The following is a 7,312-nucleotide window of genomic DNA, read 5'->3' on the forward strand; positions in this document are numbered from 1 at the left end:
GGCCCGGACGGGGCGGCGGCGCCCCCGTATGCGCGCAACCCGGCGGCCCAGGCGGCCCTGGATCCGGGGCGGTTGACGACGGCGACGGACACGGCGTGGCAGACGACGGGGCGGACCGACTTCACCACCTGGCCCGCGCGCGGCGATCTCGTCAAGGACAAGGCCCTGTTGCGGCGGGCCCTCGCGGTCTGGGCCCGCCCCGGTGAGTCCGTGCAGGTCGCGGTCACCCTCGGCACCCAGGCCGGTCCCCCGCCCGGCCCGCCGCAACTGCTCTACGCGGGCGAGGTCGGCAACCTCCGGATCGTCCTGCTCCACGACGGCCTGCGGATCGCCCGGTACGCCGAGCCCCTCGACGACCCGGGCATGGCGGCCCTGGACCTGACCCGGGTGGACGGGGCGACCGGCGCCGGTGCGAGCGCCCTGGTGCTGGGCCGGGCGGACGGCAACGTCCGCTATCTGCTGGCCCCTTGGGTGCGCGGGGCTGCCGTACGGGATCTGGCGAAGGCCGACGGCGAGGTGCGCGGGCTCGCGGTGGCGGAGGACGGGACGACGGCTCCGTTCGCGAGCCCGGCGGTGCGTACCGGGAAGTGCGCGTCGTGGGACGTGCTGCAGCTGACCGACGCCAAGGGCGGTACACGGCTGCTGAGCGATCTGGCCGAGGTGGTTCCCGCGCATCTCACCGTGGGCCGCCCGTCGGCCGCGCCCGCCCGTGACGCTTCCGCCGCCCCCGCGGTCTGGGCACCCTTCGCCTGCTCCCTCGCCGCCGTACGGTCGCAGGGTGTGCGGACCGTGAACGCCTGGCGGTTCGCCCGTCAGCCGCTGCCCGACGGCAGCGGCACGGCCGACTGGGTGTGTACCCGCACCGAGACCTGGCGGGGCGCGGGCACCCGGGCGATGACCCAGTTCGACACCCCGGCCGGCGCGTACGTCACGGCCGCCGCCGACGAGGTCCCCGCCTGCGGGCCGGCCGACCCCCATGTCCTTGCCGCCGCCCCCTGGAAGTCCGCGGCCGGCGTCTCCTATCTGCTGGCCGCCGGCAGCAGGGACACGGTCTCCGTCGCACTGAGCGGCGGGGCGAGCGGGTCGGCGCAGGGCAATCTGCTCGCCGTGCCGGTCGAGGAGGGCGCGCAGGCGGAGTTGAAGGGGACGCTGGCGAACGGCCGGGAGATCAGCGGGCTTCAGCCCGGCCGGTGACCGCGAGCCGGTCGGCGACAGACCGGTGACCGTGAGACTCGAACACCTATACGCTATCCAGCCGATGTCCGGCTGGAATGAATCGGTAAGGTGTTCGTATGCGAACCGGTGCGCGCCGCAGGATGGGTGTGGAGGAGCGGCGGCAACAGTTGATCGGGGTCGCCCTCGACCTGTTCAGCCGACGCTCGCCCGACGAGGTCTCCATCGACGAGATAGCGTCGGCGGCGGGCATCTCGCGCCCTCTCGTCTACCACTACTTCCCCGGCAAACTCAGCCTGTACGAGGCCGCGTTGAAGCGTGCCTCCGACGATCTGGCGAACCGTTTCGTGGAACCCCGGGAGGGTCCGCTGGGCGCCCGGCTGCTGCGGGTCACCCACCGGTACTTCGACTTCGTCGACGAACACGGCCCCGGGTTCTCGGCCCTGATGCGGGGCGGCCCGGCCGTCGGCTCGTCCCGTACCAACGCTCTCGTCGACGGCGTACGGCAGGCCGCCTATGTCCAGATCCTTTCGCACCTGGACGTCGACACCCCGCCGGCCCGCCTCGAACTCGTCATCCGCTCCTGGATCTCGCTCGCCGAGTCCACGGCCCTCATCTGGCTGGACGGCCGCCGCATCCCGAGACAGGAACTGGAGATCCAGCTCGTCCACGACTTCGCGGCCCTGGCGGCCGTGAGCGCGGCGCAGGACGCGGAGATGGCGGCCCTGCTGCGCGGCATGCTCGCCGACGAGCCGACGGACGGCCCGTTCAGCGAACTGGCGGGACGCCTGGTGGCTCTGGCCCGCGGCTGATCCTCGCCTAGACCTCGAACTTCCGGTACGACGGATCCAGGTCCCGTACCTCCGCCGACGCGTGGAACGCCAGCCCCTCCCCCACCTTCACGTGCTCCCGCAGCAGTTCCAGCACGTTCTCCGTCAGCGTCACCTTGGTCTCGTCGGTGCGGCCCGCGAGCAGCCCCAGCGTGACGTGCACGATCGCGTGGCCGTCGGTGTCCGGCCCGACGACCGTGTCCTCGGTGGCCCGGAACTGCGTCTTGCAGGCCTCCGGCTTCGCGGCGGCGGTCCGCACGACCTCCTCGTGCAGGGCCTTGGCGAACGCGGGCCGGTCGAAGCCGTCGGAGAGGACGGCGGAGTAGTCAACAGTGATCTGCGGCATGAGGTCACCCTAACCGCAGCCGCAACGCGAGCATCGCGATGTCGTCCTCCCGGTCCCGGCCGAAGCAGTGCAGCAGGGTGTCGCACAGCGCGACCGTCCCGGCCGGCGCGTCCGCCGCGGCGGCCCGCAACTGCTCCAGGGAGAGCGACAGATCGATGCCCCGGGTCTCGACGAGCCCGTCCGTGACCATGAGCAGCCGGTCCGTCGGCCACAGCACCGTCTCCGTGGGCTCGGGCCGTTCGAGGCCGAGCCCGAGGAGCGGACCTGCGGCCTTCACGTACTCGGCCTCGCCGGAGTCGCGGACGATCAACGGCGGGATGTGGCCCGCGTTGGCGACCCGCACCCGCCCGCTGTCCGGTTCGACGAGGGCCAGACAGACGGTGGCGGTGACGTCGGGGTGGTAGTGCTGGAGCATCCGGTCGAGCCGGTGGGCGAGCGCCGCCGGGTCGGACTGCTCCACGCAGTAGGCGCGCAGGGCGTGCCGGATCTCCACCATCACGGTGGCCGCCTCCAGGGAGTGCCCGACGACGTCGCCGACGGCGGTGAGGACGCCGCCGGGGGTGGACAGGGCCGCGTAGAAGTCACCGCCGATCTCGGTCTGCCGGGACGCGGGCACATACCGTACGACGACTTCGAGGCCGGGGAACTCGGGCACCCGCTTGGGCAGGAAGCTGTGCTGGAGGGTGAGCGCGACATGGCGCTCGACCTGGTACATGAGCAGGGGTTGCGCGGCCAGCGCTGTGGCCTGGGCGAGGCGGGCGACCAGTCCCGTGGCGTCGGACGCCGTGCCCCGGGTGGCGTGCACGGGTGTGGCGACGCAGACGGGCGTACCGCTCTCGGTGCGGGCGAGGACGAGCCGGGCGTCCTCGGTGACGCCGGGCCGGAAGAAGCCGGCGGGCCACAGGGGGGCGGGGACGACGGTGTCGTGCGGGCCTGGGTCGCCCTCGGTGACGCTGCGGATGAGGCGGGCCACGGCGTCGTGCGCGCCGGCGTCGGGGAGGGTGGTGCGGGCCCTGGCGCGGGAGGTGCCGCTGTAGAGGTGGCCGTCCTCGCCGAGCACGAACACGGCGGCGGGCGACCGGGTGAGCCGGGCGGCTCCCTCGGCGGCGGCCGCGGCCAACTCCGCGAGGGTGCGGGCGGCCTGGACGTCCACGATGGTCTCGGAGAGCAGCGTGAGCCGTCGTACGAGGGCCTCGGCGCCGTTGCGCATCCGGGCGCCGCGGACGGCCGCACGGACGACCGCCTGGATCTCCTCCGGTTCGGCGGGGACCGTCAGATAGGCCTCGCCGCCCGCGTCGAGGCCCCGGCAGCGGTCGCCGGGGGCGACGGAGGCGGCGGAGAAGTGGACGACGGGCAGGGCGGCCGTCGGGGGCTGCGCCTTCAGCCGACGGCAGAGTTCGAACCCGCTCATGTCGGGGAGGCCGACGTCGACGAGCGCCACGTCCGGCAGAAGTCCCGAGCGGAGGCGCACGTCGAGTTCGGCGAGGGCCTCACCGGCGCTGGCGACGGGGACGACGCTGTGCCCGGCCCTGCGCAGCACCGCGCCCATCGCGTACCGGCTGGCGGCCGCGTCGTCGACCACCAGGACCGTGGTGCTTGCTTCGTCGGCCATCAGGCTCATGAGGCTCTCGTCGTCGCCGGCGCACGGATGGTGCGGGCCGGATCCCCCTCTCCGCCCGCACCACCCAAGCTAGCGCCCTACCGGTCGGACCGGGCGAATACCGCGACGGTCCGCCCCGGAACGACGAAGGTCCCCGATTCCGCTTCGTACGACGCCCCGCGGACGATAGGGTCCGCGCCCGACGCCTGCGCGCGGTGCAGGGCGTATACCGTTCCGGCCAGGTCGTCCACGGTCTGCTTCCGCTCCTCGGGGGTGGCGTTGAAGACGACGACGAGGTCACCGAGTTCCATGGTGATCACGCCCGGGGTCTCGTCCTTCCCCGACAGCGGGAACGACAGCTTCGACTGGACCTGTCCGGCCGTGTCGAGGGAGAAGACGTCCTCCGTCGTACGGATCCGCAGCAGGTCCCGGTACGCGGCCGAGGCGCCCTCGATCTGCTCGCAGCCGACCTTCACCGAGGTCAACAGGGGCTTGGCGTAAGACCACTTGGACCGGTTGTCGGCCGCGAGGGGCAGGCCGCGGCCGAAGCCGTTGCCGTCCCGGCAGTCCCAGTGGATCGCGTTGAACCAGTCGCCGCTGTCGTAGGAGTTGCGGTCGAGGGACTTGGACCGCAGCAGGTCGGTGCCCGCCTGGGAGAGCGCCGGGCCCTGCGAGAGGACGGCCGTCGCCATCGCGAGGACCTGCATACGGGCCCGGTCGGCCGCGTTCGTCGAGGCCGGCAGCTTGAAGGCGAGGGCGTCGAACAGCGATTCGTTGTCGTGCGCGTCGACGTAGGCGAGGGCGTCGCCGGGGGCGTCCGCGTATCCGGCGGGGGCCCCGTTGTAGTCGACGTCGGAGCCCTTGACCTCCTTGCCGTCGGTGTCGGTGAACCGGTAGTTCGCGAGGTTGCCGCTCAGGCCGACCTTGATGAGGTCCTGGTAGTGCAGCAGCCGGGCCTTCTGCTCGGCCGGAGTGCCGTTGTCCTCCGAGGAGTTGGGCTCGGTGTGCAGACCGGACGCGAAGCCCTGGACACCCGGGTCCTCGTCGAAGGGGCCGCCGCCGCGCACGGCGTCACGGGCCCGGTCGGAGAAGGTCGCGATGCCCGTCCCGGCCATGTTCTTCTGGGTGGCCTGGACGAAACGGGCGTCGTCGGCGACCTCGCCGAAGTTCCATCCCTCCCCGTAGAGGATGATCCGCTTCCCGTCGACGCCGTCCTTCTCCAGCGTGAGCGCGTCGAGGGCCTTGCGGACGGCGAGGATGTTGGCCTTCGGGTGGTGGCCCATCAGGTCGAAGCGGAACCCGTCGACCTTGTACTGCCTGGCCCAGGTGACCATGGAGTCGACGACCAGCTTGCCCATCATGGTGTTCTCGGGCGCGGTGTTGGCGCAGCAGGTGGAGGTGGCGACCGAACCGTCGGCGAGGAGCCGGTGGTAGTAGCCGGGGACCACCTTGTCGAGGACGCTCTTGTCGGCCTGGCCGCTGGCCGGCGTGTGGTTGTAGACCACGTCCAGCACGACCCCGAGGCCGTCGTCGTTGAGCGCCTTCACCATCTTCCGGAACTCGACCGTGCGCCCCGTCCCGTCCGGATCGGTGGCGTACGAACCCTCCGGGACGGTGTAGTGGTACGGGTCGTAGCCCCAGTTGAACGCGTCCTTCGCCGCGGCCTTCGCCACGCACTCCTGCTGCTGCTCGGAGTCGGCGGCGTAGGAGCCGAGGTCGCAGTCGACGGTCGCCTGGTCGGCCTTCTTCTCGGGGATGGTGGCGATGTCGGCGACGGGCAGCAGGTGGACGTACGACGTCCCGGCCTTCGCCAGGTCCCGCAGGTGCTTCGAGCCGTCGCTGCCCTTGTCGGTGAAGGCGAGGTAGGTGCCCTTGTCCTTCGCCGGCACCGTGCGGTCACCGATGGAGAAGTCCCGGACGTGCAGTTCCTGGATCTGCGCGTCCTTCAGCGGTACCGCCTTCGGCTTGGTGTACGAGGACCAGCCCTTCGGCGCCAGGGCCTTGTCCGCCAGATCGACGACGAGGCTGCGCTCGGAGTCGGCGGTCAGGGCGACGGAGTACGGGTCGGTGACCCTGTTGGTGACGACCTCGCGGACGCTGGGCGCCCAGACCTTCACCACGTACCGGTAGGGCTTGTTCTTCCAGGACTTCTCACCGGTGACGGACCAGACGCCGGTGGCGTCGTCCCGCTTCATGGGGAGGGTCTGCCCGTCGAGGTCGAGCTTCACCGACTGGGCCGTGGGCGCCCAGACTGCGAGCGTCGGGCGGCCCTTGCTGAACGTCGGTCCGAGGTCGGCGGCCGACCCGTCATAGAGGTCGTCGAGCACACCTGCGATCTGGACCCCGGTCGCCGCGAGCACGGCGCCGTTCGCCGCGCGCTGGGAGGCGACGAGCTGGCCGCGCAGGGCCTCACGAACCCGGTCGCGGTCGCGGGGGTCGACGGTCCACGCGGTGGACGACTTCAGGTGCGGGAACCTCGCCTTCTGGGCGTCGGTGAGGGCCGACCTGGTCAGCCGCAGCCACCGCTCGTCGGTGCTGGTCAGCGCGCCGTCCTTCGCCGTGATGGAGCCGGTGCGCGAGTACAGCAGCTGGGTGGAGGCGGCGGTGTCGTTCCCGTTCCAGACGACGGTGTTCCGGTCGATCCAGACCGCCTTGGAGGTGGTGAGGTCGAGGGCGGCGGCGGAACCGGCCGGCTGCGGGAGCAGGTACTTCTCCTGCCCGTTCAGCAGCCACACCTCGTGCCCGTTGCTCTTGAGGTCGAGGGCCTGGTCGGTGGGGAGGTCCTTCTCGTCGCCCTTGTGGAGGATGTAACTGAGGCTGGTGGCCCCGTCGGTGAGGGGTACCTCGAAGACGGCGCCGTAGGCGTCGGTCCGTGCCGGCTCCAGGGGCTTGGCCCAGTCCGTGGGGTTCGCGGCGCCGGACCAGACGTGCAGGCCCCAGCCGTCGTAGTTCCCGTCGGCGCGGTGGTAGTGGAGGACGGCCTTGGACGGGTCCGGGGCCGGGAGGTCGGGCTTCTCCGTCAGCACGGCCTCCTTGCCCTGCTCGACCCAGATCTCGCCCGTCTTCGTGACATCGATCGAACGGTCGGCGGAGACGTCCTTGGTGCCGTCCTTGTCGATGACGAGGTAACTGACGTTCGAGGCACCGGGCTTGAGCTTGACGTAGGCGAAGGCGCCGTACGCGTCCCGCCCGATGAAGTCATGGCCGTCCGGCCAGGTCGTCCCCTCGCCCTCGGCGATGTCGCCCCAGGCGTAGAGCCGCCAGTCGGTGTAGTCGCCGTCGGCGCGCTTGTAGTGGACGATCGCGTAGTCGCGGGACTGTCTCTTATAAACATTCCCGAGCCCACGAGAAAGGCAAAAAAAT

General features: G+C 71.6%; 4 protein-coding genes and 1 pseudogene. 2 read left to right on the forward strand and 3 right to left on the reverse strand.

Going from position 1 to position 7,312, the window contains the following annotated elements; all coding sequences use genetic code 11:
• Nucleotides 1-1,194 (forward strand): annotated as a pseudogene (locus P1P70_RS36690) (hypothetical protein); the annotation flags it as partial.
• A 98-nt stretch (nucleotides 1,195-1,292) separates the two neighbouring features.
• Nucleotides 1,293-1,985, forward strand: coding sequence for a TetR/AcrR family transcriptional regulator (locus P1P70_RS36695; protein ID WP_319245493.1), 693 nt, complete (start codon nucleotides 1,293-1,295; stop codon nucleotides 1,983-1,985).
• Between the two features lie 7 nt (nucleotides 1,986-1,992).
• On the opposite strand, the gene P1P70_RS36700 is transcribed toward P1P70_RS36695, so the two are convergent.
• From P1P70_RS36700 to pulA, 3 genes are all read right to left on the reverse strand, one after another.
• Nucleotides 1,993-2,349 (reverse strand): 5-carboxymethyl-2-hydroxymuconate Delta-isomerase, encoded by a 357-nt coding sequence (locus P1P70_RS36700; RefSeq protein ID WP_319245494.1) that lies wholly within the window; start codon nucleotides 2,347-2,349, stop codon nucleotides 1,993-1,995.
• A 4-nt stretch (nucleotides 2,350-2,353) separates the two neighbouring features.
• Complete coding sequence (locus tag P1P70_RS36705; protein WP_319245497.1) at nucleotides 2,354-3,961, reverse strand: fused response regulator/phosphatase; 1,608 nt, start codon at nucleotides 3,959-3,961, stop codon at nucleotides 2,354-2,356.
• A gap of 86 nt (nucleotides 3,962-4,047) precedes the next feature.
• The coding region (gene pulA, locus P1P70_RS36710) for a pullulanase-type alpha-1,6-glucosidase (RefSeq protein WP_319245496.1) at nucleotides 4,048-7,312 on the reverse strand (3,265 nt) is incomplete at its 5' end.

Source organism: Streptomyces sp. MB09-02B, assembly GCF_033794485.1.
Classification (GTDB): domain Bacteria; phylum Actinomycetota; class Actinomycetes; order Streptomycetales; family Streptomycetaceae; genus Streptomyces.

Bases quoted from the DNA above. Each gene is read 5' to 3' on its own strand.
- P1P70_RS36695 (WP_319245493.1), top strand. From the start codon at position 1,293: ATGCGAACCGGTGCGCGCCGCAGGATGGGTGTGGAGGAGCGGCGGCAA.
- P1P70_RS36700 (WP_319245494.1), bottom strand. From the start codon at position 2,349: ATGCCGCAGATCACTGTTGACTACTCCGCCGTCCTCTCCGACGGCTTC.
- P1P70_RS36705 (WP_319245497.1), bottom strand. From the start codon at position 3,961: ATGGCCGACGAAGCAAGCACCACGGTCCTGGTGGTCGACGACGCGGCC.